17 protein-coding genes are annotated in these 25,200 nt (G+C 48.5%); 5 read left to right on the top strand and 12 right to left on the bottom strand.

Going from position 1 to position 25,200, the window contains the following annotated elements; all coding sequences use genetic code 11:
- Nucleotides 1-27: 27 nt before the first annotated feature.
- The 3 genes from AC0YNZ_RS26240 to AC0YNZ_RS26230 all read right to left on the bottom strand — a co-directional run bounded on the left by AC0YNZ_RS26240 (nucleotide 28) and on the right by AC0YNZ_RS26230 (nucleotide 3,187).
- Nucleotides 28-480 (bottom strand): GNAT family N-acetyltransferase, encoded by a 453-nt coding sequence (locus tag AC0YNZ_RS26240; protein WP_475829414.1) that lies wholly within the window; start codon nucleotides 478-480, stop codon nucleotides 28-30.
- An 80-nt stretch (nucleotides 481-560) separates the two neighbouring features.
- Nucleotides 561-2,228 (bottom strand): ATP-binding protein, encoded by a 1,668-nt coding sequence (locus tag AC0YNZ_RS26235; protein WP_475829429.1) that lies wholly within the window; start codon nucleotides 2,226-2,228, stop codon nucleotides 561-563.
- Nucleotides 2,229-2,350: 122 nt separating this feature from the next.
- Nucleotides 2,351-3,187, bottom strand: coding sequence for a lysophospholipase (locus AC0YNZ_RS26230; RefSeq protein ID WP_475829413.1), 837 nt, complete (start codon nucleotides 3,185-3,187; stop codon nucleotides 2,351-2,353).
- A gap of 63 nt (nucleotides 3,188-3,250) precedes the next feature.
- On the opposite strand from AC0YNZ_RS26230, the gene AC0YNZ_RS26225 reads away from it, so the two are divergent.
- Nucleotides 3,251-4,507 (top strand): BaiN/RdsA family NAD(P)/FAD-dependent oxidoreductase, encoded by a 1,257-nt coding sequence (locus AC0YNZ_RS26225; RefSeq protein WP_475829412.1) that lies wholly within the window; start codon nucleotides 3,251-3,253, stop codon nucleotides 4,505-4,507.
- Nucleotides 4,508-4,579: 72 nt separating this feature from the next.
- On the opposite strand, the gene AC0YNZ_RS26220 is transcribed toward AC0YNZ_RS26225, so the two are convergent.
- On the bottom strand, nucleotides 4,580-4,987 hold the full coding sequence (locus AC0YNZ_RS26220) for a hypothetical protein (RefSeq protein WP_475829411.1): 408 nt from the start codon (nucleotides 4,985-4,987) through the stop codon (nucleotides 4,580-4,582).
- Nucleotides 4,988-5,144: 157 nt separating this feature from the next.
- Between AC0YNZ_RS26220 and AC0YNZ_RS26215 the strand changes: the two genes are divergently transcribed.
- The gene (locus AC0YNZ_RS26215) at nucleotides 5,145-6,050 is read left to right on the top strand and encodes a helix-turn-helix domain-containing protein (protein WP_475829410.1); all 906 of its coding nucleotides are present in this window, start codon (nucleotides 5,145-5,147) and stop codon (nucleotides 6,048-6,050) included.
- An 81-nt stretch (nucleotides 6,051-6,131) separates the two neighbouring features.
- Here AC0YNZ_RS26215 and xylB read toward each other — a convergent pair whose 3' ends face one another.
- Nucleotides 6,132-7,628, bottom strand: a complete 1,497-nt coding sequence (gene xylB, locus AC0YNZ_RS26210; RefSeq protein ID WP_475829409.1) for a xylulokinase — start codon at nucleotides 7,626-7,628, stop codon at nucleotides 6,132-6,134.
- A gap of 21 nt (nucleotides 7,629-7,649) precedes the next feature.
- Nucleotides 7,650-8,963 (bottom strand): xylose isomerase, encoded by a 1,314-nt coding sequence (xylA, locus tag AC0YNZ_RS26205; RefSeq protein ID WP_110769602.1) that lies wholly within the window; start codon nucleotides 8,961-8,963, stop codon nucleotides 7,650-7,652.
- A 232-nt stretch (nucleotides 8,964-9,195) separates the two neighbouring features.
- Here xylA and AC0YNZ_RS26200 point away from each other — a divergent pair, with 232 nt between their 5' ends.
- Nucleotides 9,196-10,356 carry an ROK family protein gene (locus AC0YNZ_RS26200; protein ID WP_475829408.1) on the top strand — a complete coding sequence of 387 codons (1,161 nt, stop codon included), beginning with the start codon at nucleotides 9,196-9,198 and terminating at the stop codon, nucleotides 10,354-10,356.
- 64 nt (nucleotides 10,357-10,420) lie between these two features.
- Here AC0YNZ_RS26200 and AC0YNZ_RS26195 read toward each other — a convergent pair whose 3' ends face one another.
- The 6 genes from AC0YNZ_RS26195 to AC0YNZ_RS26170 all read right to left on the bottom strand — a co-directional run bounded on the left by AC0YNZ_RS26195 (nucleotide 10,421) and on the right by AC0YNZ_RS26170 (nucleotide 23,355).
- Complete coding sequence (locus AC0YNZ_RS26195; RefSeq protein ID WP_475829407.1) at nucleotides 10,421-16,882, bottom strand: Athe_2463 domain-containing protein; 6,462 nt, start codon at nucleotides 16,880-16,882, stop codon at nucleotides 10,421-10,423.
- Nucleotides 16,879-17,859, bottom strand: a complete 981-nt coding sequence (locus AC0YNZ_RS26190; RefSeq protein WP_475829406.1) for an S-layer homology domain-containing protein — start codon at nucleotides 17,857-17,859, stop codon at nucleotides 16,879-16,881. The genes AC0YNZ_RS26195 and AC0YNZ_RS26190 overlap by 4 nt, the downstream gene beginning before the upstream one ends.
- Nucleotides 17,860-18,171: 312 nt before the next feature.
- Nucleotides 18,172-19,416: an MFS transporter gene (locus AC0YNZ_RS26185; protein ID WP_475829405.1), complete on the bottom strand. Its 1,245-nt coding sequence runs from the start codon at nucleotides 19,414-19,416 to the stop codon at nucleotides 18,172-18,174.
- Nucleotides 19,417-19,465: 49 nt separating this feature from the next.
- A complete protein-coding gene (locus AC0YNZ_RS26180) occupies nucleotides 19,466-20,815 on the bottom strand; it encodes a DUF2087 domain-containing protein (RefSeq protein ID WP_475829428.1) in 1,350 nt (449 codons plus the stop codon).
- Nucleotides 20,816-20,963: 148 nt separating this feature from the next.
- A complete protein-coding gene (locus AC0YNZ_RS26175) occupies nucleotides 20,964-22,193 on the bottom strand; it encodes an MFS transporter (protein ID WP_475829404.1) in 1,230 nt (409 codons plus the stop codon).
- Nucleotides 22,194-22,245: 52 nt separating this feature from the next.
- The gene (locus AC0YNZ_RS26170) at nucleotides 22,246-23,355 is read right to left on the bottom strand and encodes a lactonase family protein (RefSeq protein WP_475829403.1); all 1,110 of its coding nucleotides are present in this window, start codon (nucleotides 23,353-23,355) and stop codon (nucleotides 22,246-22,248) included.
- A gap of 169 nt (nucleotides 23,356-23,524) precedes the next feature.
- On the opposite strand from AC0YNZ_RS26170, the gene AC0YNZ_RS26165 reads away from it, so the two are divergent.
- Both AC0YNZ_RS26165 and AC0YNZ_RS26160 read left to right on the top strand, forming a co-directional pair.
- The gene (locus AC0YNZ_RS26165; RefSeq protein ID WP_475829402.1) at nucleotides 23,525-23,887 is read left to right on the top strand and encodes a LytTR family transcriptional regulator DNA-binding domain-containing protein; all 363 of its coding nucleotides are present in this window, start codon (nucleotides 23,525-23,527) and stop codon (nucleotides 23,885-23,887) included.
- 150 nt (nucleotides 23,888-24,037) lie between these two features.
- Nucleotides 24,038-25,036, top strand: coding sequence for an aldose epimerase family protein (locus tag AC0YNZ_RS26160; RefSeq protein ID WP_475829401.1), 999 nt, complete (start codon nucleotides 24,038-24,040; stop codon nucleotides 25,034-25,036).
- The last annotated feature ends 164 nt before the right edge of the window (nucleotides 25,037-25,200 follow it).

Genomic DNA, 25,200 nt, shown 5'->3' with positions numbered 1-25,200 from the left:
AAAAAAGTCTCCTCCAGAAGCTTTATGTTATAAATCCTGGGAGAGACGGACCATGTCGACTACCTGTATCCCGTTTTCAAAAATCGCTTCCTCATAATGCCTGACAAAAAAATCTTTATCAATACCTGTCATTCTAAACCCGCATTTTTGATAAAGGGCGAGCTGGCCTACTCCTGAATTTCCGGTTCCTATTTCTATCGTTTTATAGCCGAACAGCGCTGCAGTCTGAATCGCATGCTGCACCAGCCGCTTCCCGATTCCCCGGCCCTGATGGGTCTCGGCCACAGCAATATTAACGATTTCAACCGTCTCCGGCCTTGTCGGCAGTAAAACATATTCAGCGACGATTTCGTTGTCCAGGGCAGCTACATAACATTCCCCGCGCTTTAAATATTCCTGAACCAGCTTAACGGAAGGATCTGCGAGCAGCAGCAGTTCCATCGGAGGCTGCTCTCCTGCTAACAGCTTGCGTATTTCCATATTTATCTCCCCTTACTCCCTTATAAAAAAAACCGTAGTGAACGATTGATTCATTTACAGTCCTCAGCTTTATGTATATTTTAACTTGCTTTCTCCTCCGGCAGGAAAAAGGTTACGATAAAAGCCGTTCCTTCTCCCTCCTTCGATTCGACGTCGATCCGTCCGTTGTGACGCTCCGCGATACTTAAGCACAGCGGAAGCCCTAGACCGGTGCCCTGCGTCTTTGTTGAAAAAAACGGCTCGAATAAATGCTTCATTTGGTCAGACGAAATGCCAACGCCTTGATCGGCTATCCGCAGCTCGATTTTGCTGCCGTGATATGAGGTGCTTATGCGCAATGAGCCTTTATCGCCCATCGCTTCCATACCGTTTCGGGAAATGTTGAGAAACAGCTGCTTAATTTCTCTGTCGTTTAACATAATCATCGGCAAATCTTTGCAAAGGCTCACTTCAATCGTTTGTCCCCGCATATTCGCGTCCGCATTTAGAAGCGGAATGAGTTCATTAATAATATCATGCAATGACGACGGCTCCATCGAGAGCGACCTATTCTGAGCAAGCGACAGAAAATCGCTAATAATCATATTTGCGCGGTCAAGTTCTTCCATTATGATTCGAAAATATTCCTGTTGGTTTTTCGGGCTGCGTTCCTGAATCAACTGGACAAAACCTCGTATCACCGCCATCGGATTACGAATTTCATGCGTGATGCTCGCAGCCATCTGACCGACTAAGCTGAGCCGCTCCATGCGGCCAACTTCATCCTGCAGCTGGCGCAGCTCGGTCACATCCTGGGCAATTAGCGCCGCTCCCGCATTTTGTTCGTTTAAGGACGTCCGCAGCGAAATTGTTGATAGCAGCAGTTTTTTATCGCCACTGACGAACGGAACTAAAGAGGACTTATTGCCATTAAGCGCTTGATAAAGCATTTTGAGGCAAGCCTCGCATTGTCCGCTCTGAAATATGAGAGGAAATGGTGCGCCGATCAGCTGCTTTGCTCCGGTATACTCCGGGCGTAAGCTTAAAAACTGCGTCGCCGCCCTGTTAAAATTAGTGATTCGTCCTTCACGATCAATGACGATTACGCCAAATGACGTCTCTTCAATAAATTGCTGCAGCTTCTCCACTTCATCGCGATAATTAGCAGACAGCCGCTTCACTTCAATATGGAGCAGCTGCTTCTCCTTTACGCTCTCAATCATAAAAATGGACAGCCAAGTTGCCAGCAGCGTTGCTGCTGTAGCCAGTACGATTGACACAGACATCATAATCGACCACGATGCACCGCTAAATGAGACGTAGCCCGTTATCGTAATGATGCAATAAAGCATCATTACCGACATCAGGAATATGGCTTTACGTTTCTTGCGGACAACTGGCGCACGACCAAAAGAACGGATTGAAAGCACAACAAGCGGAACAAATCCAGCGATGAACAGGATGAAGCTAACCGTTTCCCATACGCTGTCCAGCATCGGAATTCTCATGCCGATATAGATGATGGATAATGCGGCAAGCGTCGGCACTCCGCCATACAGCGAGCCGATCAAATAAGGAATAATACGAAAATCGACTTCATAGCCGTAGACGTTTGGCGCGGTTATCATGCATAGCACCATCGACGCACCACAAAAAATGCCCATGAAAATAGACATACCCTTCCAGCCCTGCTCTTTATCATGCCAAAGCTGGAAGGCAAAAACAGGCAATAAGGATAAAATGAATTGTAACAGCAATTCCTTTAGCACGGACAATCTGTTCCCCCTACTCGCGCTTTGAATGCATGACACCTATTTAGTTATTTTAATGTAAGAAATTCTTACCTGATATATGAACCTTTTAATCCGATTAAAACACAAAAGGCATCTATTTACAATTGCCCGTCTAACCAATTTATTAACTCATATATAGCCTTATCGCCCTCCATATCGTTGTGCAGCTCGTGAAATCCACCGTCCCAGCGTCTAAAATGACAGGTCTCGCCAAGACTTTCAGCAAGCAGGCTGCTTGCCTCCAAAGAAGTAACCCGGTCGGAGGTGCCATGCAGGAGCAGCAGCGGAACCCGGAGTTCAGAAGCATTCGCAAGCGCCCACTCGCCGCCAGCGCAAATCTCATTATAGGCATGCAGCGTAATTTTCGTATGACATAGCGGGTCTTCCACGATTGGAGCAGCATGAGCATAGCCGGGGCGGAATAAATCGGCCGGATTTAAGCCTGTCGATTGCTGCAGCTTCGGCATGACAGATGCCAGCCTGCGTCCCATCCATTCCACCGCCGGATGCGGCCTGAACGCCAGCCTCAGCCAAGGACTGGTCAGAATGAGTCCTTTAACCTTGGGCTGAAGACGCAGCGCGCAATTTAACGCCACATTTCCGCCCATGCTATGACCGTATAAGAAGATAGGCACGCCAGCGTGCCGCTTGCCTGCGGCTTCAATCATGAGAGCTGCATCGCTAGCCGCTGCGTCAAGCGACAGGATATGTCCCCGTTTGCCTGATGACCGGCCATGTCCGTGCTGGTCAAGCGCTATTAGCGCAAAGCCTGCCTCCGTAAAGAGAGCCGCAACATGTCCGTAACGGTCGCCGTGCTCTCCCATCCCGTGCACGAGGCAAACGACTGCTTTTACGTCCCGCGCTTCTGGCTTCCATTCCCGCAAAAATAATACCGTTCCTTTTGCGCCTGTTATTTGCCATTCATCCCGCAGCATCAGAACGCCGCCCTTCTTTTGTGGTATTATATATTCTATTAATAATATAGCAGGTGGAAATCGATGCAATATGATGTAATTGTAATTGGCGGCGGCTCCGCCGGGTTAATGGCCAGCATCGCCGCGAGCAAGGATGGCGCTAAGGTGCTTCTCCTCGATAAAGGCGATAAATTAGGCCGTAAGCTGGGCATTTCCGGCGGCGGCCGGTGTAATGTAACGAATAATAAAGATTTGGACGAGCTCATTAAGCATATTCCCGGTAATGGCCGCTTTCTGCACAGCACCTTTTCCAATTTCAACAACAAGGATATTATCGCTTTTTTCGAGAATCTCGGGATTGCCCTTAAGGAAGAGGACAACGGACGCATGTTCCCGGTTTCGGACAAAGCTAAGACGGTCGTAGATACGCTTGTTAACCAAGTTCGCAAGCAAGGCGTCAAAATCATTTTGAACGCTCCCGTCGATCATATCATGTATGGCGATGGTAAAGTAACCGGCGTGCGCGTGAAATCAGGCGAGACTTTCCGCAGCAGAAGCGTAATTGTAGCCTCCGGCGGCAAATCGGTGCCTCAGACCGGCTCAACCGGAGACGGCTATGCTTGGGCGGAGAAAGCCGGCCATACGATTACAGAGCTCTTCCCAACCGAGGTTCCGCTTACGTCGAATGAGCCTTTCATCGTGAGCAAGGAGCTGCAGGGCCTTTCCCTGCGGGACGTAGCGCTATCGGTTTGGAGCCCGAAGGGCAAACAAATCATCCAGCATCATGGCGATATGCTCTTTACTCACTTTGGCATTTCGGGCCCCATCGTGCTGCGGTGCAGCCAGTTTGTGGTGAAAGCGCTGAAACAGTTTAATACGGGCAATATCGAGGTGGCAATCGACCTCATGCCGGATAAGAGCAAAGACGAGGTTTACCAAGAGACGATTAAACTCACCCGGCTTGAATCCAAAAAAACGATTAAAAACGTACTGAAAGGCTGTTTGCCGGAAAAAATGATTCCGATTCTCCTTCAGAAGGCCGGATTGCCGGATAGTCTTACTTATGACAATATTCCAAAGCAGGATTGGTTAGCTCTATCGCAGCTTATTAAGCATTTTCCGATTAGGGTGTACGGCTCGCTTTCTATAGAAGACGCATTCGTTACCGGCGGAGGCATTAATTTAAAGGAAGTCGATCCGAAGACGATGCAATCAAAGCTGATAAACGGACTATATTTTTGCGGTGAAATTTTGGACATTCACGGCTATACCGGAGGCTATAACATTACCGCGGCCTTCTCGACCGGCTACACAGCGGGACTAAATGCGGTGCTCCAATAAAATGCAAAAAAAGCTGTCTCCAGCGTCGCAAAACGTTGGAACAGCCTTTTTTTTTATGTAACGAACAGACCGTTAAATCCGCACATCCCCCGAGAAATGATCATACGTACCGGAATCCGGAAGAAACTCCTCCTTGTAATCAGCATCATCGTCGCGATTGTGCAGCTGATCAGCATATTCGGCTTGTCCGTCCGCTGTCCAATCCTCATTCACGAGATGCGCCGGAATCGCGATCGCATCCAGCGAATAGGCACTGTCTGTTATGGCGCCCGCATCGATATGCGATTGCTCGACAAGCTGTCCGCCATGAGCTTGCGCAATCTCGAGCGCCGATGTCAGATCGCTTCCCTCTAAATGAACATGCATGCGGCTGTCATCATGAAGAACGGTCTCGTAGCCGAGCTCCCGCAGCGTCTCGCAAGCAAGCGCCGCGCTCTGAGCGTCGTTAAAATCAAATAATAAGGCTGAGTTTATAGACAAATGTTATCATCCTTTCTTGTATCTGGCATAGCATGCCCCAGTTACCAAAAATCATGACATTATTTTTTCACAAATAACTATGTCATTGTGTAAGCTTTTGTGACATAATTATCACATACACATTCGGTATACGCTAACTGATGGGACGGTGTCATCGATGAATCATCTATTTTATTTACTTTCAGATCCAATGCTTATCGTCGAGTCGGACGAAGCCCGTTGGTCTATTCGCGATGTCAATCAAGCCTTTACAGCCTTTTCCGGCTTTAAGAAATCGGATCTCTTGCAGCTCGATCCTTCCACGATCATTACGGTGCAGGAGGCGGGACTTTCCTTTGAAAAAGCCGTTTGCCAGCTTGCTGACGAGCACGCCTTCTCCCCCTTGCTTGAATGCAAGCTTGTAACGAAAATGTCGACTCCCGCAGACGTGCACATGTCCTGCCGCATGCTGCAGCTCGGTGAACGTAAGGTTTATGTTATCATTTGCAAAGATTTGCGAGAAGCGAAATGGATTGACGAATATATTATGCATAATAAAATTATGGCGTCCTTGGTCGTAAATGAGCGTTACGGCATCATGAGCTTAAAGCATTATTATGCCCCTGTGCAGCAGCACTCCTACTCTTATGTGAACAGATCATTATTCGACCTCGTTGCAGACCATGAACGGAGTAAGCTAAAGAGGGTATTTGAATATGCCAAAAACAACCGTACGGCCGAATCCATCGACTTTCAGCTTATGCTTGGGGACCGCTATTACAGCACCGATGCGGTGATTCAGCCTTTTTACAATGGCAACCGAAGCTTTAAAAGCTTTGTTGTCATCCTGACAAGCCTTCATCTAAACAACCAAGAGGAAGACCCGTCGTACAAGCTCCGCATGCTTATGCTTAGCAAAAATATATCAGTAACCTCACTCGCACAATCTACGCTCATCTCTCTTACGACCATTTCCAAAATTCGCAACGGCAAAATAAAAAAGCCCCAGCGTCTAACGGCTGAATTGATTGCCGGAGAGCTGGGTGTGAGACCCGAAATGATATGGAGCTGCTTTAAACGTTAAGGCAGCTTCTTTCCTCATCTCAAATTAAGAAGGGACTGTCGTCCTCCACCTGAGGATAACAGTCCCTTTTATCGAATAAGCTTAGCCGCGATAAGGCGCCAGCGCCTCATTCAAACCGCGCGTTTGCTCATATACCTGTTGATAGATTTTGAAGATGCCGGCGTAAGCAGCAACCGCTTCAGGCTGCGGCGAATACGAATCCGCATGCTTCACAAATTTATCCGCACAGGATTCTAAACTGTCGAACCAGCCGGAGCCGTAAGCCGCGAGCATTGCAGCGCCTAGGCCAGGCCCCTGTTCATTCTCGAGCGCAACGACCTTAGCATCGAAAATATCGGCCTGCATTTGCAGCCAAACCGGATTTTGTGCGCCTCCGCCGATGGAAATAACCGTATCGACCGTTTTGCCGGCACGTCTGAACAGATCGACCGACTCGTTAAGCGAGAAGGTGATGCCTTCCATGACCGCACGGGCAAAGTGAATGCGCTCATGCGAACCGTCAACACCGATAAAGCTCGCACGTATTAGTGAATCAGGATGCGGTGTACGTTCGCCGACGAGATACGGCGTGAACAGCAAGCCGCCCGCTCCCGGCTTCACGGCGCCTACGCCTTCAAGCAGTTGATCGAAGGATTCATTCGGCGCGAATGTTTTCTTAAACCAGCTAAGGCTATAGCCGGCGGCCAGCGTAACGCCCATGGCATAGAAGGAATCCTCTTTGCCGTGATTAAAGAAATGTACCTTGCCGGCAAAATCCTTCGTCTTATCATTCTCATAGGAGAGAATGACGCCGGATGTACCGATGCTGCAAAGCGTCAGGCCTTCGGACAATATACCCGAGCCGATCGCTCCGCATGCATTATCGGCTCCGCCCGCAAACACCTTCGTCGACGCAGGCAGGCCCGTGCTCTCCGCAAACTGCGGCAGCAGCGTTCCGACTAGCCCATGCGACTCGACAAGCGGCGGACAGAAGCTGCCTGGAAGGCCAAACGCTTCAAGCACCTCGCCGCTCCACGCCTTTCCGGCCACATCAAGAAGGAGCGTACCCGCGGCATCGGAGTAATCCATATGCAGCTCGCCGGTCAACCGGTAACGGAGATAGTCCTTCGGCAGAAGGAACAGCTTCGCTTTCGCAAAGGCTTCCGGCTCGTTCTCGCGCACCCACAATATTTTTGGAAGCGTAAAGCCCTCCAGCGCCGGATTGCGGGTTACGCGAAGCAGCTTGTCTCCAAGCGTGCGTTCGATTTCACGGCACTGCTCAGTCGTACGTGTATCATTCCATAAAATAGCATGGCGAACGGGATTCCCTTCGCCGTCCAGCAGTACGAGACCGTGCATTTGGCCGGAGAAGCTAATGCCTTCGATTGCGTCTGCATCGATGCCTGCAGCAGAAGTGAGCTCGCGCAGCGCAGCGACCGTTCCGTCTACCCAATCATCCGCCCGCTGCTCGCTCCAACCGGAATGCTCATGGAACAGCGGGTAGCTGCGGGTTGCTTCCCCGGCTACCGTGCCGCTTTGGTCAACGAGCAGCACCTTTACGGCGCTCGTCCCTAAATCTATACCAATAACATAGCTCATATGAAAGCAATCCTCCCGGGATTAAACGCTGAAAATAACTTCGCTCAGTACGAGGCGGATCCGTTCTTGACGGCCGGACTCGTTCTTGATCGGATTGTTTTGAAGCGCATACTGCTCAAGCGAAGCAAGCGTCGCTTTGCCGGACACGATTTCTGCACCGATGCCTTCTTTGAAGCTGCGGTAACGGTTGTCTACGATATTGTCGAGAATTTTCTCTTCCGTCAATTTCGCAGCCGCTTTAAGACCCCAAGCGAAGCTGTCCATACCGGCGATGTGGCCCAGGAATAGATCTTCCGCTTCGAATGAACCCCGGCGGACCTTCGCGTCGAAGTTAACGCCGCCGCGGCCGATGCCGCCAGCTTTCAATACTTCAAACATCGTCAGTGTAGTGGAGTAAAGGTCAGTCGGGAATTCATCGGTATCCCAGCCGAGCAATAGATCGCCTTGGTTCGCATCAAGCGATCCAAGCATACCGTTGATCGCAGCTGTACGAATTTCGTGCTCGAACGTGTGGCCTGCGAGAGTCGCATGGTTCGCTTCAAGATTAAGCTTAAAGTGGTCCTTCAAGCCGTATTTTTGAAGGAAAGAGATCGTTGTAGCCGCATCGTAATCATATTGGTGCTTAGTAGGCTCTTTCGGTTTTGGCTCGATCAGGAATTGAGCGTCGAAGCCGATTTCCTTCGCGTATGCAATCGCCATATGGTACAAGCGCGCCAGGTTATCCAGCTCAAAGCCCATATCCGTGTTAAGAAGCGTTTCGTAGCCTTCACGTCCGCCCCAGAATACATAGTTTTCCGCGCCAAGCTCTTTACCAACCTCAAGACCTTTTTTCAGCTGCGCGCCGGCGTATGCATAAACATCTGCGTTGCAAGTTGTGCCTGCGCCGTGAACGAAACGCGGGTTCGAGAACATGTTCACCGTGTTCCACAGCAGCTTTTTACCGGAGGACTTCATGTTGTCCTTGAGCATAGCAACGATCACGTCAAGGTTTTTGTTCGTTTCCTGCAAAGTTTCGCCTTCAGGCGCGATGTCCGCATCATGGAAAGCATAGAAAGGAATGTTCAATTTATTCATGAATTCAAAGTTAGCTTCAACGCGCGCTTTCGCACGGTCAAGGCCGTTATATTGATCCCAGCCGCGAACCATAGTTCCTGCGCCGAACGGGTCTGTACCATTAGCGTTAAAAGTATGCCAGTATGCAACTGCGAAGCGCAGGTGCTCTTCCATCGTTTTGCCTAGGATGACTTGGTTTGGATCGTAATGTTTGAATGCCAGCGGATTGTCCGAGCCCTTACCTTCAAACTGGATTGTGTTGATGTTTTTGAAATAGCTCATAGAAAACAAAATCCTCCTTCACGGAATTCGATATTTTGAAAGTGCTTACTGCAAGAATAACACGTCCTAACTTAGTTTGTCTATTAAACAAACTAAGTTTTTTGTGATAAACTAGCTGTAACGATATTTTCTGCTCGCGTCGCAGTTAACAGTATGCGGTACGGGCAGGCTCTATATTCGATATTTCGTGATACAATACTAGATATAGTGACTTGGACGGAGGCTTTCTTAATTGAAAACAAAATCAACAGGAGACTTAGCGCTCATCAAAAAAATAAATACGGCAATCGTGCTAGAAGCCGTGCTGGGGCATGCGCCGCTGTCGCGAGCGCAAATATCCGAGCTTACCGGACTTAATAAAGCGACGGTCTCCAGCCTCGTTCAGGATTTGATTGACAGCCATCTTGTCGTAGAGAACGGTCCCGGGCAATCAAGCGGCGGGCGCAAGCCGGTCATGCTGCTGTTTAACGGAACCGCGGGCTATGCCGTCGGCGTCGACCTCGGCGTTAACTATATTCGCGGCCTGCTGGTTGACCTTGAAGGCAACGTAATTGCCGAGCACCAGCGCAGTCTGAAGCAGCAGGATGCCGGGTTTGTGCTGGGACAGCTCACGGCATGCATCGAGCTTCTTATGAATGAAGCGCCGGAGAGTCCATATGGCGTCGTGGGCATCGGTGTCGGCGTTCCGGGTATCGTCGACGATAACGGCATCATTCTGTTCGCGCCGAATTTGAAGTGGCGTCAGATCGGGCTGCAGCAGCTGCTCGAGGAGCGCTTCAACATCCCGGTTACCATTGACAATGAAGCGAACGCGGGTGCGCAGGGCGAGCAGAAATACGGCGCTGGACGCGGCATACCGAATCAAATTTACGTCAGCGTCGGGATTGGTATCGGAACGGGCATTATTTTGAACAAAGAGCTGTACAAAGGGGCTTCCGGTTTCTCCGGCGAGCTTGGCCACCTCTCAATTGAATATGACGGCAAGCCTTGCAGCTGCGGCAATCGAGGCTGCTGGGAGCTGTATGCATCCGAGAATGCTTTGCTTGAACGTGCGGCATTGCTAGGCTTCGAGAACCTGGAGGAGCTGCTGGATGCTGCGGCCGCCGGTGATGAAGACGTTACCTTGCTCATCCGCTCGATTGGCGATTATTTAGGCGCAGGCATTGCGAATATCGTCAATGTGTTCAACCCAAATGTCGTTATTATCGGCAATCGTATGAGCCGTGCCGCCGAATGGCTGGAGCCCGCAGTACAAGCGGCCGTTGATCAGCGCACGCTTCCTTATCACCGGGAGCGGATGCGAATCTTGTTCGCAGAGCTTCAGGATCAATCGGCCGTTCGCGGCGCGGCGTATTACGCCATCAGCAGGTTTTTCTCAAAAATTAAGAGCTGACAACACAGCAGGAGCTGCCCCGTCTGTTTGATAAGAACACATCGGGGCAGCTCCTCTCTGTTTTTTATTGGACCCGGTGAACGCCGACGGTATTCAGCGTATTGCCATCAATCGATACCTCGACAGCAGCTTCCTTAATGGTTCCATTCGTGAAGTAAGCCGTAAACAAAAACTTGATTTTCCCTTGCTTTAATTGAGTAAAAGCATTGTCCCACATTTCACCGCTCCAGCTCGTTTGCGCATCATTCGTTTTATGCAGGGCCGCTGCATGATCAGCCATCTTCACCTCGACCCGCTCCGCCTTCGTGGCCGTACCTGTCGAAGTCGTATCCGCCTCCAGAATAAACTTTTCGCCTGCCCAAAATACCGAATAATAGCGCGGCGAATCGCTCTGGCCCGTCTGGGCCGCATTATAGTCTCGGCGGCGCTTATCCCATAGGTCCGTATGCTTCACATAGCCAACGACTTGAAGCGGCAGCACCTGCAGCGATTGGGTGATGCTGACTGGATCGGCAATACCGTCGCTAACCGTCATCGTGATGCTCCACGTTCCAGCCGTTGTCAGCTTCAAAGAAGGCCCCCTTGCCTCATAGCTTGGACCGTCTTCCGTATAGGAGTAGCTGCTTTTGACTCCGGCAGGGTTGGTTAGCTCATAAGCAATGGAAAGCGGATCGCCGTCTGCATCGCCTACATTCGATAAAAACGAGGTCATATCCCCTTCGTAAACCGGTTTCGGTGTCCAATCAAACGCTGCGGTCGGCGGCCGGTTGGTAACGAAATGAATATATTCGAAATGCCCTTCATTGCCGGCAGCATCATAATCAAGAACGGTCAGGCGATATTGCTGCCCGGCTGCTAATCCGGTTACTTGATAGGACTTTCGGTCAAGCGCAAGCGGAATGCTGTATTCCGTTGTCCCATCTCCGTTTAGATCAATATTCGTTACGCTGCCGTCCGCATTCATCTTTTGCAAATAGAAGGTCCGTGACGCATGCCCGGAAGAAGGCCCCGCATCGCGGAAAGCATCAAATGTCACCGACACGGCCGTCGGCTCAATGACCAATCGTTCGTTTACGTCGTTTGGTTTAACCGTATCTACAAAGAAGAATCCGTTTCTTGAATACGTTCCCCATAAATAGCTGTCATTGGCCCTGGCTCTCCAATAGTGTAATCCTTCTGCCAGCGCTGCTGTTGTGTAGCTGGCTGCAGCCGTGGCTGAGTTCGTATCAACTACGTTTGCGCCGGTTGATGCTCTGAATACCTCATAATCGATATCCGTAATCGGATGATTTTCAGGATCTACCGTAAATACGCGCAGCTGCGGACGGTTTGCATTCGTGTAAATCGGATGGTCTGCGTCAGTGCCGTTAAAATTAAGCAGAAAGGTTTCCGGCGGCAGATCCAATACGAAATAGCTGCTGTTGCTTAAATTCGACCATCCCCCTGCGGAGTAGACCTGCCCCTGCACCTTAACAACACGGCCGGGGATGATACTTCCCTCCAGTAAAGAATAAGCTAGAGCGCTACCTTCATGCTCAATATACAGGGCCGTTTCGTGGTTATCGGCATACGATACTGCTAACCGATACTGCTCCTGCGGGTCATTTTCCGCATCGAAGTAAGTCCAATTTATGGTTGGTTCCTTAGCGAGCACGGTAGGTGCCGCTGCTGTAGTCCCTGCAGGATAAGTAATGGTCATGACAGGCTTCGTTTGATTGATCGGCGGAAGCGTATCCTTATAGACGATATGCTGCCCCCAGTACGACCAGGCGCCGTGTATGTCCCTTACTTGCTCCTGAACGAGAAGCTCTACGCCCGAACGGTTATAATATTCTCGTTTTCCTGCTGTCCATGTGCTTTCATCAGCCCATCGTGTACGGAAAACTTTGTCCGATAAGATATGTGCGATATCCGGATCATAAGACGTATCAAATGTTTCATAATCAAGCGCCTCTCCCTCCGCGAAAACATTTCCCGTAAAGCGGACGTCCGGCTTCGCCAACGGTCTGCGATGTACGTAGAGCAGTTTTTTCACCGGCTCCGACCATCTGTTGTAGGCTGACAAATCTGTGTTGTCCTGGGCACGGAAGCTGATCTCGTAAACACCCGCTTTTTCAAGGGCATTAATCTTTGATCCATAAGTTTGGCCATTATGAATGCTTATACCTTCCGGATTTTCAAAGAAGTTCGGATTATGGCTGTAGCTCCACTCTTCGGCACCCATTGGATCATTTTCCACATCTTTAAAGATTTTATCGTAGTGGATCGGATCGTTAACGAGCACAGCTTCATAGGTTTCTTCTATGTACATATCCCCGTAGTTATTTTTCTTCACATTGCTGAAAGCAGCTTGCGGTTGTCCAAGAGACATGATGCCCGCTGCGCCTTTCGTAAAAGTGCTGTCTGTTGTTTCAATCTTCTTTGAGTTGTTGATGTATACGCGTAATGTTCCATTTACAGCTTCCACCTTAAACGCATACGGCGTCAAAGAAGAACGCGAGAGCGGAACCGATTGTAAAGATGTTTTAGCTCCATTTACAACCTTGAACAAAGTTAAAGTGTCATTGCTCCACTCAACTGCGTACATATTTTTTTCGTTCTGAATATGAAATGCAGATCCGATTACTTTAGCGTTTTCAAGGTTATTCACGCTGACGTCAAATTCAAAATTGTAATTTTTCATGCTGCTTCCAGCATCATAGAGTAATCCAGCCCAATTATCGTCGACGACCTCTATCGTATCTGCATCCAATACTTTAGGATAACCGCTGCTCGCTCCTCCTAAAATCGAAGCAGACAGGTATGGGACTACATAACCGTTCTTGTCGAAAAAATAAAGCGATCCATCGGGTAAAATAGCTGTCATATTGGTATCGTCGGCATACTGTTGAAAATTTCCCCCAAGCGTGCCGACTGTGTTAGTACTGCTGTAATTTAACGTTTTAGTGTATGTCTTGCTTGTACCCGAAGTCCAAACAAAACCAGAGATTCCCGTACTTATTTGTGCTTCGTTTGCTGTTATTCTAGGGATAGATATATTTCCGTTAGGCAGCAAGAACATTTTATAATCAACTGCTTGCTCTCCTTTCGTATTCTCCCCCTGGTAGGCTGATCCGTTACTGAAGAATAACTTGTCCCCGTAATTCACTTTTGTTGTTGTATATACGGTGGAGTCCGGTCTAACTATAGGAGTTCCTATTCCGTATTTATCTTCCGTATCAAATAAAACGGAACCTGCTGACCAGGTTTCAATACTGCCGTTTACAACGGTACCCAAGCTTGTCGCCGTTACAGGAATCGTGTTTAACTTCGAGCTAAAGTTTTTATTGTTAGAAGTCTGCGACGAAGATGCAACAAAGATGTACGCTCCATTATCTGACATCGTAGGGTAAGACACATCTGTACCGCTGTTAACTTCTAACTGACTCATCACTCCGTTATTACGTGCGTATAAAATCCAAATATCATTACCTTTACTGTTTGACTCGGTCGTATAAGAAATTAAAAGTTCTCCGTTAGCTGTAATCGTCCCTTTTACTCCATCGATAAAAGTAGGGTAATAGGACTCCATCTGACCTTTAATGTTCCATACCGTCGAATTCGCTGTCATATCGTACTTCACAGCAGAAAGAGCATATTCAGTGCCACTGCTATATCCCTGTCTAGCTATAAGATAGAAATACCTGCTGTCAGCAGATATTTCTGAATATAGAATAGAAAGACTCTGTACGGTCATGTCATTCGTAATAGAATGTTCACCAAGCAAAACTCCCGTTTTGGTATAGACTCTAATCTTTAAGATGCGGGTAGAACTGTCGTAACTGCTATAATAAAAATTTTCTTTTTTATCTATAGTTAGATAGCTGTATCCTTCCTTTTGAATAGATATCGTTCTGAACAAGGCTCCTGTAATCGCGTTTTTTTCATAAATCGTATCGGAGGTTCCCGCTGCTAATGTATAGATTCGATGCCCCGCGAAAACCGCTTTAATTATCATTCCGTTATCTTTCCAGGGTGTTTGAACTGCCAAGTCGGATGCCAGATTATATTTCGAGCGGGCATTAGAGCCTAACCCCATGTTTGGATACCCGATAAAGAAATCCGCGAGTACGGCTGTTTTCGTTGAAATAGAACTGGCAGCCGGCTTCCATCCTAATTTATTAGCCGTTCCGCCGGTATAGGGATTTTTTGCTGCCCAAGACCGGAAAATGGTGTCCGGTGTGTAATGGGTTATTGGCGGAGCGCTGTCCTCGCCCTGATCAGGCTGCTGGATGGCACCAGACACATTAAAATTCACTTCGGGTGCTCGGTTAACTATATCCGAAGCTGCAAGAGCGGAGATCCCTTGCTTCCCGTAATCTTCTCTTATTGTTGCCCGATACTGCCGCTTTCCGACAGCTGCGTAATTAAGCGAATGCGTCCATTTAAAGTCACCGTCATACAGCATGGTCCAAGCTTCTTCTATAAAGTCGTCGTCGCCATCCTGGTCATAACGTTCTTCTAAAGTCAAATGCTCAAGCTGGTCGCCATCGGGACTTTCGGCATTCATGTACAGCATGATTCCGCTGCTGCGATACGCTTCGTCGGGCGCGATAATCTGAATGTTAGGAGGCGCATCCTCAACTACTTCTAAGAGGAGGGTTCCCCATTCGCTGACTCGTCCTTCCGAATCATATACTTTGCCCTCAATACTGTATGTACCAAGTTCCATAGGGGCTTTTTCTGGCCACCCTGCGGTATATCCGGATTGGCCAGTCTTTTTATAACGCATCTCTGACTTGCTAAAATCAATGGTTACGCCGCGATCTGCGAGGGGTGTATAGGAATTTAGCAAATGGTGAGGGAATGGGAAGTCTCTGCCTTGTATAACATGTGTTATTCCTGTGACTACAGCAACAGGCTTCGGATCAATAACTTGCAGGTACGCGGTATCCTTCCCGGTCAACGAACCGTTCCATCCTGTCATTTCGGCTTTATAAATACCCGGCTGATTAAAGGTAATATTCCGGTATTCAGTGTCCGTTTGGTTCGGCAGTACAGCAGCGAGGTTGTTACTGAATTTCCACGTATGGGAGTAAACATCATCATTGTAGTTTATAAGGGATGAGGTTTCCCCTGTCATAATTTTGGGAGGATCGAATTCAATATCGACGTTTATGGCTGGATCGGGCGGTATAACCACGGTGACTTCTTCTTCAACTTTAATGCTAAGCTGTGCCCATCCAGATACTTTATTCGCGCTGTTTGTGACGCGAAGCTCGACGAGGTAGTCGCCTATTTGCACAAAGTCTTTTGCTGCCGGCTTACGTGTAATTACTGAACCTCCTGGAGGCGTATACCGCCATTCCCGAAGTGTTATCGCTTCTCCTCCTGGAGAATACGATAATTGATCATCTAGCTCGGGATCATTGCTAGGCTGCATGGTAAGCTCTGGTTTCGTGCGGTGATCCCCCTCTAGGTGGCTTATAACAGCAACAGATGTTGTCGGTTCGTTTTTTTTATTGAACACGATCTGAAATGGTTTGGTATTGTTATCCTCTTTCGATTCCGCAACCGCTAAACCGAAGTCGGTCATTGCCGTAAACTTTTTGATTCCGTTTGTTGATGAAGTTACGTTAACGGTTACGGTTTTGATCTGACCAGGAGGGACGTTTGAAATGACTTCTGACTTTATGCTTGTCCCTACGATGCCTACGGTAAAAGGGCCGCTATCCGTTTTTCCTTTATTTTTTGAAGTGATTTTCACAGGAACAGAATCTCCGACCCAAGCGTCTGCGGGATTAACGATCATTGTAATTTCAAGATCCGGCTTAGATGGTGGCTCGGGAAGTGGTTCGGCCGGTATCGTAAAGATTTCATACCACCATGAGCCGTCAGGTTCCCATATGTTCCACATTTGTACTACGCCAAGAGAAAACTTCGTTCGTGCTTGTTGGATTATGGCGTAGTCCAAAAGGGTTTCCCCTGTCCAGTTGGTACTCTTTAATTTGTTGTAGCTTTCTAAGAAGGTTTTTGAATGACCATAAGGATCCATCATATCTGTGAGCCACGCTGCTGCTACTGTTGCGTTATTAGACAATGATGTTACCTCAATACCCTTCGCTCGACCTGTCGCTGTTCTCCAAGGCTCTTTTACCCAGTTCTTCGCTACACTTTTAGTCATATTAGAATCACTTTGAAACATCCAATTCCGATATAAATTCCCCTCATAATCCCATCCAAGAAATCGATATTGCCCTTTTTTTAGATCTTGCGTATCAGGATCAATATCTGATGGACAACCATACACTATGACATTTGAACCTATGTTAGATTGGTTTAAAAGAAACTTCTCATTTAAAGCCCGTCCTTTTGAATCTTTTAGTGGAATATTATAGTATTCGATATATTCTTTTGCCAAAGAGCTATATTCAGCTGGAGCAGGGCAATTCGTAGCTGCTTTTACAAATGGAACAGAAGTGACTAGAAGAAAAATAGATAATAGTAATATAAAAGATCTTTTCAGTACACTTCTCAAATAATTCACTCTCCAATCACAATACCCACGGTTTTGTTGCTATTACCTTTATAAGCAATAAAAAGAACACCATCATATTTCACTTCAATACTGTTTTTACCCTCAACAAACTTCATGTCATTCACCTTAATGTAACTGTTGTATGCCTTTTCGTAAGACTTTGGATAGTAATTTTTCAGAAGATCTTTAACTAAAGCTTTGTTTTCAGCTGTAGGCTCATAAATGTAGATAAATGTTTGTTTATAATCACTGTCGTATTCCACAGTAAATGTATTATCTTCAAAAACATCCGTTCCTTTTTGATTGATCAATAACTTTTGATTCCTACCATAAGTCGTATTCCCCTTAAAACTAGGCAAAGACTGAATCAACGTATTCAACTCTTCTTTCGTCTTCGGATAAGCCACCGGCTTACCATTCTTCGCCGTCAACGTATTAATAATCATCACCACTGCTTCCGCACGAGTTGCATTTTTATTGCCCCCCATTGTTCCATCCGGATAGCCCTTCATGATCTCCAACTTCTTAGCCACGGCCAAATAACCCGACTTTACTCCTTCTGCATCCTTACCCAGCGCACGGATCGTCATGCGGGCAATTTCCTCGCGAGTAATGGGAAGATTAGGCGCGAACGTATTCTCCTTATATTCGCCAACCTTAATAATCGACTGCTTCAAGCCGGTAGCGATATAGGACCGAAACCAGCCGGCATCATCAACAAATGGCGTATCTATATTTTCCGCTTTGATTTTCATAGCTGCCACAAGCGATTTTAAAAATTCAGCCCGGGTCATATTCGCATCCGGTTTAAAGGTTTTTACATCATAGCCATTGATCCAGCCTTGATGAACAGCAACCGCAATTTCCGCTTTCGCCCAATGCGTCTTCGTATCTGTAAATGCCGCCGCTGCGGCAGCTGCCTGCGCACTCATCAGCATCGTCACCAATAATGTTACAGCTAGTACTGCTCGTCCGATTTTTTGCATTTTCAACCACTCCCACTGATTATGATCAAGAACGTAAAAACACACATTTTTTTACAGAAGCTTCCTATCAGTTCTTCCCGACTATTTCATTTTCCTTCTTTTCTCATCCCTTCCATCTCCAAATTTTGCTTTATTTCGACAACCCCGCACCATTCCTCTCAGCAGGCCACTCTCCCAAAAGCACTACCGAAGCAACAAAAAAAAGCACGCCCCTCCCTCAGCCGAGGGTGTAAGCGTGCTTCGCTATACTTCGTATCAACTATAATAAATGTTACTTTACAAAGGCAGAATCTGTCAATATCCCCCGGACAGCTAAGTGCTTGATTGAGCGACAAGCGGTTTATGCTTGAACAACGGGATAAGGAGCAGTATGCCTAAAAACATAAATGAACCTGCCGCGCAGTAGATGCCGACTAACGGGAACACCAGCTTTAACTGCCCGGCAACGAGCGTCATAATCACCATCATGCCCATAAACATCGGGGTCAGCACACCGTTCACTCGTCCGGTATATGATTCTTCCGACCACTGCAGAATCATTGTGCTTATACTGATTTGAATCATCGGGAAGCCTAGTCCGCTAATAAACTGCAGTACCAGCGTAAGCGGAATATTAGTCGATAAGCCTGTGCCTATCATACAAAGCGAGCTAAGCAGCAGGCCAAGAGCAAGCAGCTTCTGCGGCGAAATCTTCTTGGCTGCGACCATCACTGCTCCACCGCCGACAAGCATCGCAATTCCGTTGACCATCAGCATATATTGCAAAAATTCTTTCGGCTGCCCCAAGCGCTCCAGCACGATGAACAAGCCCAGCGGCTGTGCAATGCCGACTGCTGTTCCTGCAAGCGCGAACGTTCCACCGAGCGCTCTCAATACCGGACTGCGCCATACGTACTTAAATCCATCCTTTAATTCCTGCCAAAATTGCCGTTTCACAATTGCTTCCGTTTGCTCCACTACACGGTCGCGAGGGATTCGGAACAAAATGACAGCCGACAATAAAAAGGCTACGCCCATGACGCCGATCGAAATCTCAATGCCGAATTTCTGGTAGGACATAACGCCGAGTGACGGCCCAAGCACCATAAAGATGGCGATAAGCGATTGGAACATCGCCATTGCCGATTGCAGTTGCTCGGCCGGAATATGCTGCTTGAACAGCTTCATGGCCGACGGCTGCGAGAACTGTGATAATATCGCGGATACGAATGTGGCAAAATAGACCATATGCCATGAGCCATAAAATAGCGTAATCAGCACGATAAAAACGGATAACGCCGATAAAAAGTCGCACCAAATCATCGTGAGACGCGGCTTCCAGCGGTCGGCGAACGTCCCTCCGATAAACGAAAAGACGAAAATCGGCAAAAATTCCACGAATCCCATTAAGCTTATCGCGAACGGATCTTCGTTCGTCTTGTCTGTCACATACATCAGGATAGCAAAGTTCCGCACCCAAATTCCGATTTGCAGCAGTACGTTTGACAGCAAAATCGTCTGAAAAAACTTGTTGCGGAGCAAACTTTCTCCCGCTCCTGTTACTTCTTTAGCAGACATACCAATCAACACTCTCCCTCATCAAAAAACAAATGGTCTAGCCTCTGCCCTATTCGGCCTGAACATGGTAGCCCTTCTCTCCGTAAGGCTGCAGCTTCTCTACCCACCGATCCTTTAATTCCCCGACTTCCCGGTTATATTGGCGAATCATATCGATGGGCTGACGGCCTTCCGGATCCAAAACGTCTTTATAATCATAACGAACCTTTTGCTCGAATTTAACAGTCTCTAGAATGAGAAACGAAAAATGTTCACTGCCGAATTGCTTCCATTCCTTCTGCAGCTCTCTATTCGTATGCCCGTCGATATTCAGAAGAAACTGTTCCTTCCCCCACAATGCATCTAAATTAGTCGAGCCGCCAATATAGATTTTGCCATTGGCATTATTTTTGATCTGATAAACGCCCATCGCCCGTTCACGTTCCTGATACTCCGCTGTCAATTGCTTACGCTTAGCCTTATCCATTTTTTGTCCCCCTCCCCGCGCAGCCTCTTGTTCCTGCTCTTTTGTTTTTGCTTTCTGCTTTCCGGATTTCCCTTGCTTGCCCTTAAGAGCGGCCGCAGGAGCCTCCTTCTGCGTTTCCTGCTCAACGGCCTCTTGCCGCCCAAGCTCGCCACTTCCGCTTCCTAAGCCCTTCACCCAGTACGCCCGGCCATCATCCTCGCGGTCCAAGTATCCGTATTCAATCAAGTAGCGACGCAGCGTCACATAGTCCTCTTCCCAAAACGTGGCGAGCCGCTCGTTCACTTCCTTCTCCGTATAATGGATTCCGCTTTGGAAATAGGAAGCGATATGGCGCAGCACGGCGATTTTACGCTTCTCCTTACGCGGGAACGAAGCCAAAGGGCCGTCCGGTCCTTTCGGAAAATATTGCTTCAAAAGCTCCGCGTACTCCTCCTCCGTAATCGCATACCGTTCATCCACCTGTGTCGCGGTGCGATGCACAGGCACGAAGCGCGGAGCCGCGACTGCGCCTTGCTCCATCATCTCGATAATGGCTAGCAGCAGCTTTGCCTGCTTAGCCTTTTCCTTCAGCACGAACCGGTGGTTCCGGATCGTCGAGGCGCTGCCCGCGCCTGTACGGCTCATCATCTCGTTATCAGACAAATTATCGGCAAAGCCGCGAATAAGCTCTTTTTGCAAATCGGTCAGCCCTGTCTGCTTTTTGTCCAGCTCCAGCAAATAATCGAGCATGGAGCCATGCGCCTGCTGCACATGATAAGCCGCATATTTGCGGGCGTCATACCATCGGCCGGATTGCTCGTCACGAAAAATCTCTCCATCTTCGAAGCGGTCTCCGCATATGAGGCAATAATATGAGCCCTCCGCTTCCTCATGCACATAACCCCGCTTCATTTCTTCTATCGACGATGTCCAAAACCGTTCGTCTTTCTCCATTTTCACAAACACCTCTTATATTCGTTTGTTTATTTTATAGACATTATATAATTATGTTTGGTTTTTATCAACAATTCGAAAAAATAAAAAAAGAACAGCCGCCTCAAGGATCGCTCCTTAAAGCTTCTGTTCTTCCTTTTAACCATGATTACGCAGCTTCTTTCCGGTCCTTCGGCAGCATAATGGCCAGCAGCCCAATCAGCGGCAAAACGCTGCAGGCTATCATGACAAAGCTGAGCGAATGCGCATCAGCCAAGTAGCCGAGAACGACCGCGCCGAGGCCGCCCATACCGAATGCAAGCCCGGTAATAAGCCCTGAAGCGGTACCCACCTTGCCGGGCATAAGCTCCTGCGCATACACCACGCTGACCGAAAAGCCGGATTGCAAAATAAAACCAAGCGCCACGATTAACGGATATACGAATTGCAGAGGCAGATGCGGAAGGACAAGCGCGAACGGCGCCGCACCGAGAATCGAAATAAGCATCATTTTTTTGCGTCCGATCCGGTCCGCCATAATGCCTCCGAAGAACGTTCCGGCCACGCCGGCCGCTAAAAATAAAAACAATGGTACTTGTGCACTCTTAATCGACATGCCGTACGTTTCCACCAAATAGAACTGATAGAAATTGCCGATAGCGGCAGCATACCAGGAACGGGCAAACACAATCGCAACCAGGATCGCAAGCGCGATTGCGACGATCTTAGGAGAAAGCGCAGCCTTCGCGCTGCCTGCGGCTTTTCGCCGCTGCATATTCCCGGCATGCGCTGCCAGATTCGTCTTATACCATGGCACTACCTTCATCAAAATAATAATCGCGGTAGCAGCGAGCAGGGTACCCCATATCGCGCCCTTCTGTCCGAACGGCAAAAAAATCAGCATCGTCATGACAGGTCCGAGCATATGGCCGAAATTGCCGCCAACCTGATAGATCGACTGGGAGAAAGCTCTGCGATTGCCAGCGGCTAAATGAACGACGCGCGAGCCCTCCGGATGAAACACGGCGGAGCCTAGTCCTACGAATACGACAGCTAACAGCACCATGTAAAAATTCGGGGCAAAGGCAAGGCCGATCATCCCGAGCATACTGGAAAACATGCCGACCGGAAGCATCCAGGGCGCAGGCCTTTTATCCGAAACCAAACCGACGACGGGCTGCATGACCGATGAGGTCATGTTGAGCGTAAAAGCAATCCAGCCAATTTGCGCTAAGCTTAGACGCAGCGACTGTTCTAAAACAGGAAACAATGCAGACACGACCGATTGCATCATGTCATTCATTAAATGTACCGAGCTGATGCATATTAAAATAGCGTATACCGTTGCGGATCTCATTACCTCTTTATTGACGGTTGCAGCTGCAAGTGGCGCTGACATGATTAACAGGACCTGCCTTTCTTAACGAAAATACTTATTACCCGGTTCCAAGTTATACAGGTAATGATGATTTTGCGAATTGAATACATACAGGACTCGGCAATGCGAGCGACGAGGCCGTCTTTGTAAGCAGTCCGCTCTCAGCATCCACCGTAAATACGACAACGTTGCCCGTCTTCTGGTTCGCAACGAGCAAATGACCGCCACCTTGCGTAACCGCGAAATTGCGCGGCGTCTCGCCTCCGCATTCGATATGCTGGATAAGCGTAAGCTCCCCGCTTGCTTGATCGACCGCAAACACCGCAATGCTATTGTGGCCGCGGTTAGAGCTGTACAAATATCGGCCCGACGGGCCGAGATGAATGTCAGCGGCATCGTTGTATCCGTCGTAGCCAGCCGGCAGCGCAGAAATCGATTGACTTGCCGTTAACACTCCACGCTCTGTATCCGCCTTCAGCAGCGTAATCGTTGAATCCAGCTCATTCATGACATAGCCAACAGGCAATTCCGGATGGAAGATCAGATGACGCGGCCCTGCGCCGCGATGAATCTTGCTGACTCCATGAGGAGTAAGCGTACGCCGCGCGTCATCATAGCGGTAAATAACGATGGCGTCGATTCCCAAATCGGCCGCGCATACGAAGGGGGATTTACCGAGCGGCACAATGCAATGCGCATGGGGAGCATCCTGCCTCGAAGAGTTAGGGCCCAGCTCTCCCGTATGCTGGTGTACAGCTGCAGCCGCTTCCAGCTCCCCTTCGCCCGTAATCGGCAATAAAGCGATGTTGCCTCCTGTATAATTGGCAGTGAACAGCACCTGTCCCTTCTCATCCGTGCTGATATAGCAAGGATGAGCGCCGTGCGTAAGCGAGCGGTTGCTTGTCATACGCAGCAAGCCCGTCACTTCATCGATCTCGAATGCCGCGACCGAGCCTCCGCCCGCATCTCCGGTTGCTTCCGTCTCGCTTGCCGCATATAAACGGGCTCCATTCGGATGCAGCGTTAAATATGAAGCGTTCTCCAAGCCGCTAACGCACTGAATAACGGCCAGCCCGCCCGTTATCTTGTCGAACGAGCACACGTGGATTGTCGGCTCTTCCGCCGTTCCATACGATCCTACATACAGGATCTCGCTTGCGGGTTGTCCATTTTGAATGCTCATTTGCACCCACCCTTTCTGTCTTTTTGGCGTTACAGTGACGATAGCATATGCCGCTTCAGCAAACAACGTCTACTTTTTTTTATAAAAGACTTCACAAATACTATTGTAACATGTTACAATGTAAGCGCTAACAATTCAGTTGTTCACATTTCTTAAGGGGGAAATTGAGATGATGAATGTAGTACTGAGCGAACGGAACGTGTATGAGGATTTCGAGCCGGAGTCAGATGTGCTGTACTTCAAGCTCGGTATGCAAGGTCTCGTGAGCTTCCACGGCAGAAACTATAATATAAAGAGAAGAATGACTGCCGACCAAATTGCACAGCTTACGAATGAAAGCAGCTTCTATCAGATCAGCTCCAATTGCTACATTAATATCGGCAAAATCAAGACGATCGCGGATGGCACAATCTACTTCGGCACAGATATCTCCGAATCAAAGCAGGTATCGGTTAACCGCCGCAAGCAATATGTCATTCAGAAGCTGTTCTCGCAGCGCACGTCGAACAAGGATTTACGCATAACGCCATAGTCCGCCAGAAGCCGCCCTATTTCCGCAACATGTGGAATAGGGCGGTTGTTTGTTTGTCTACATCCTGCTATTCTTATGTTGAAAACGTTTTATCAAGCAGATGCTGCGACGCAGCAGACTTTTCCCAAAAACTTTTTTAGGAGGATTTTCATGTCTACGCAAGGACAAGCATTCGAGCAATTATTTCATGATGAACAAGCCGTATGGCTTCAATGGGGCGCTTATGAAGCGGCGGTATTGCCGGCAGTCGGAGCTAACCTCATCGCATTCCGCGATAAAGAAAACAACTATACGTTCCTGCACGAACCATCACTTGAGGAAATGGACAGCTTTAGAGCGAGTCCGGGCATACACGGCATTCCCGTACTGTTCCCTCCTAACCGCTATGAGGACGGCACCTTCACTTGGAACGGCAGAACGTATAACTTTCCTGTTAACGAAGCTAAGACCGGCAACCATCTGCACGGCTTTTTCCACACCGCTGCATGGAGCGTCGAGGATTTCGGCACGAACAAAACGGAGAGCTACGTATCGCTAAAAATTTCAATCGACGAAAGCCACCCGATTTACACCTATTTACCGCATCGCTTCACGATAAAGCTTCGTTATGCTTTGAACGATACGGGGCTGCTGCAGCATGTGTCCGTACATAATGAAGGAACAGACGCTATGCCTTGCTTGATCGCTTTCCACACGGCGATCAATGCGCCGTTCGCACCGAACAGCACGGTCGATGACTACCGCTTCACCCTCACGACCGGCAAACGCTGGGAGCTGAATGAGCGGATGCTGCCGACAGGAAATTACCAGCCGTTATCCGCAGAAGAAGAAGCGATGAAAACGACTGGCCTTTCCCCTGTCTGGGCTGCGATGGACAACCACTACACGTCTGAACCGCAAAACGGCCGAAACGCTATGGTGCTGACCGACACACGCAATGACGTTACGCTCGTTTACGATGTTGGAACGGTTTACAAGCAGTGGATGATTTGGAACAACAATGCTACGCCGGGCTTCTTCTGCCCAGAGCCGCAGCTTAATCTCGTTAACGCGCCAAACGTTAACCTGCCAGCCGAGCAAATCGGTCTTGTCTCGCTTGAGCCAGGCGGCATTTGGGAAGAATCGAGCCGCTTGTACGTGAGAAAATAAGTAAATGCCTAAGGGCTGTCTCAAAGATTAAGCCCGCTAGAGATATAATCCGCTTCGAGAAAAAAATGATCCAAAAAATAAAGAAATGGCGGTGCAGAGAGACTATTCCTGAACTGCCATTTCTTTATTTCGATCAATTGCCGCCTTCTTGAGCAAATGATCGG

The organism is Paenibacillus sp. J2L1-98, from assembly GCF_056269405.1.
The sequence above is the reverse complement of the archived record's forward strand: the minus strand, read 5'-3'. Positions and strand labels throughout refer to the sequence as shown.

Coding starts and splice junctions, on each gene's coding strand:
- AC0YNZ_RS26240 (WP_475829414.1), bottom strand. CDS start 480: ATGGAAATACGCAAGCTGTTAGCAGGAGAGCAGCCTCCGATGGAACTG.
- AC0YNZ_RS26230 (WP_475829413.1), bottom strand. CDS start 3,187: ATGCTGCGGGATGAATGGCAAATAACAGGCGCAAAAGGAACGGTATTA.
- AC0YNZ_RS26225 (WP_475829412.1), top strand. CDS start 3,251: ATGCAATATGATGTAATTGTAATTGGCGGCGGCTCCGCCGGGTTAATG.
- AC0YNZ_RS26215 (WP_475829410.1), top strand. CDS start 5,145: ATGAATCATCTATTTTATTTACTTTCAGATCCAATGCTTATCGTCGAG.
- xylB (WP_475829409.1), bottom strand. CDS start 7,628: ATGAGCTATGTTATTGGTATAGATTTAGGGACGAGCGCCGTAAAGGTG.
- xylA (WP_110769602.1), bottom strand. CDS start 8,963: ATGAGCTATTTCAAAAACATCAACACAATCCAGTTTGAAGGTAAGGGC.
- AC0YNZ_RS26190 (WP_475829406.1), bottom strand. CDS start 17,859: ATGCAAAAAATCGGACGAGCAGTACTAGCTGTAACATTATTGGTGACG.
- AC0YNZ_RS26185 (WP_475829405.1), bottom strand. CDS start 19,416: ATGTCTGCTAAAGAAGTAACAGGAGCGGGAGAAAGTTTGCTCCGCAAC.
- AC0YNZ_RS26180 (WP_475829428.1), bottom strand. CDS start 20,815: ATGGAGAAAGACGAACGGTTTTGGACATCGTCGATAGAAGAAATGAAG.
- AC0YNZ_RS26175 (WP_475829404.1), bottom strand. CDS start 22,193: ATGTCAGCGCCACTTGCAGCTGCAACCGTCAATAAAGAGGTAATGAGA.
- AC0YNZ_RS26170 (WP_475829403.1), bottom strand. CDS start 23,355: ATGAGCATTCAAAATGGACAACCCGCAAGCGAGATCCTGTATGTAGGA.
- AC0YNZ_RS26165 (WP_475829402.1), top strand. CDS start 23,525: ATGATGAATGTAGTACTGAGCGAACGGAACGTGTATGAGGATTTCGAG.
- AC0YNZ_RS26160 (WP_475829401.1), top strand. CDS start 24,038: ATGTCTACGCAAGGACAAGCATTCGAGCAATTATTTCATGATGAACAA.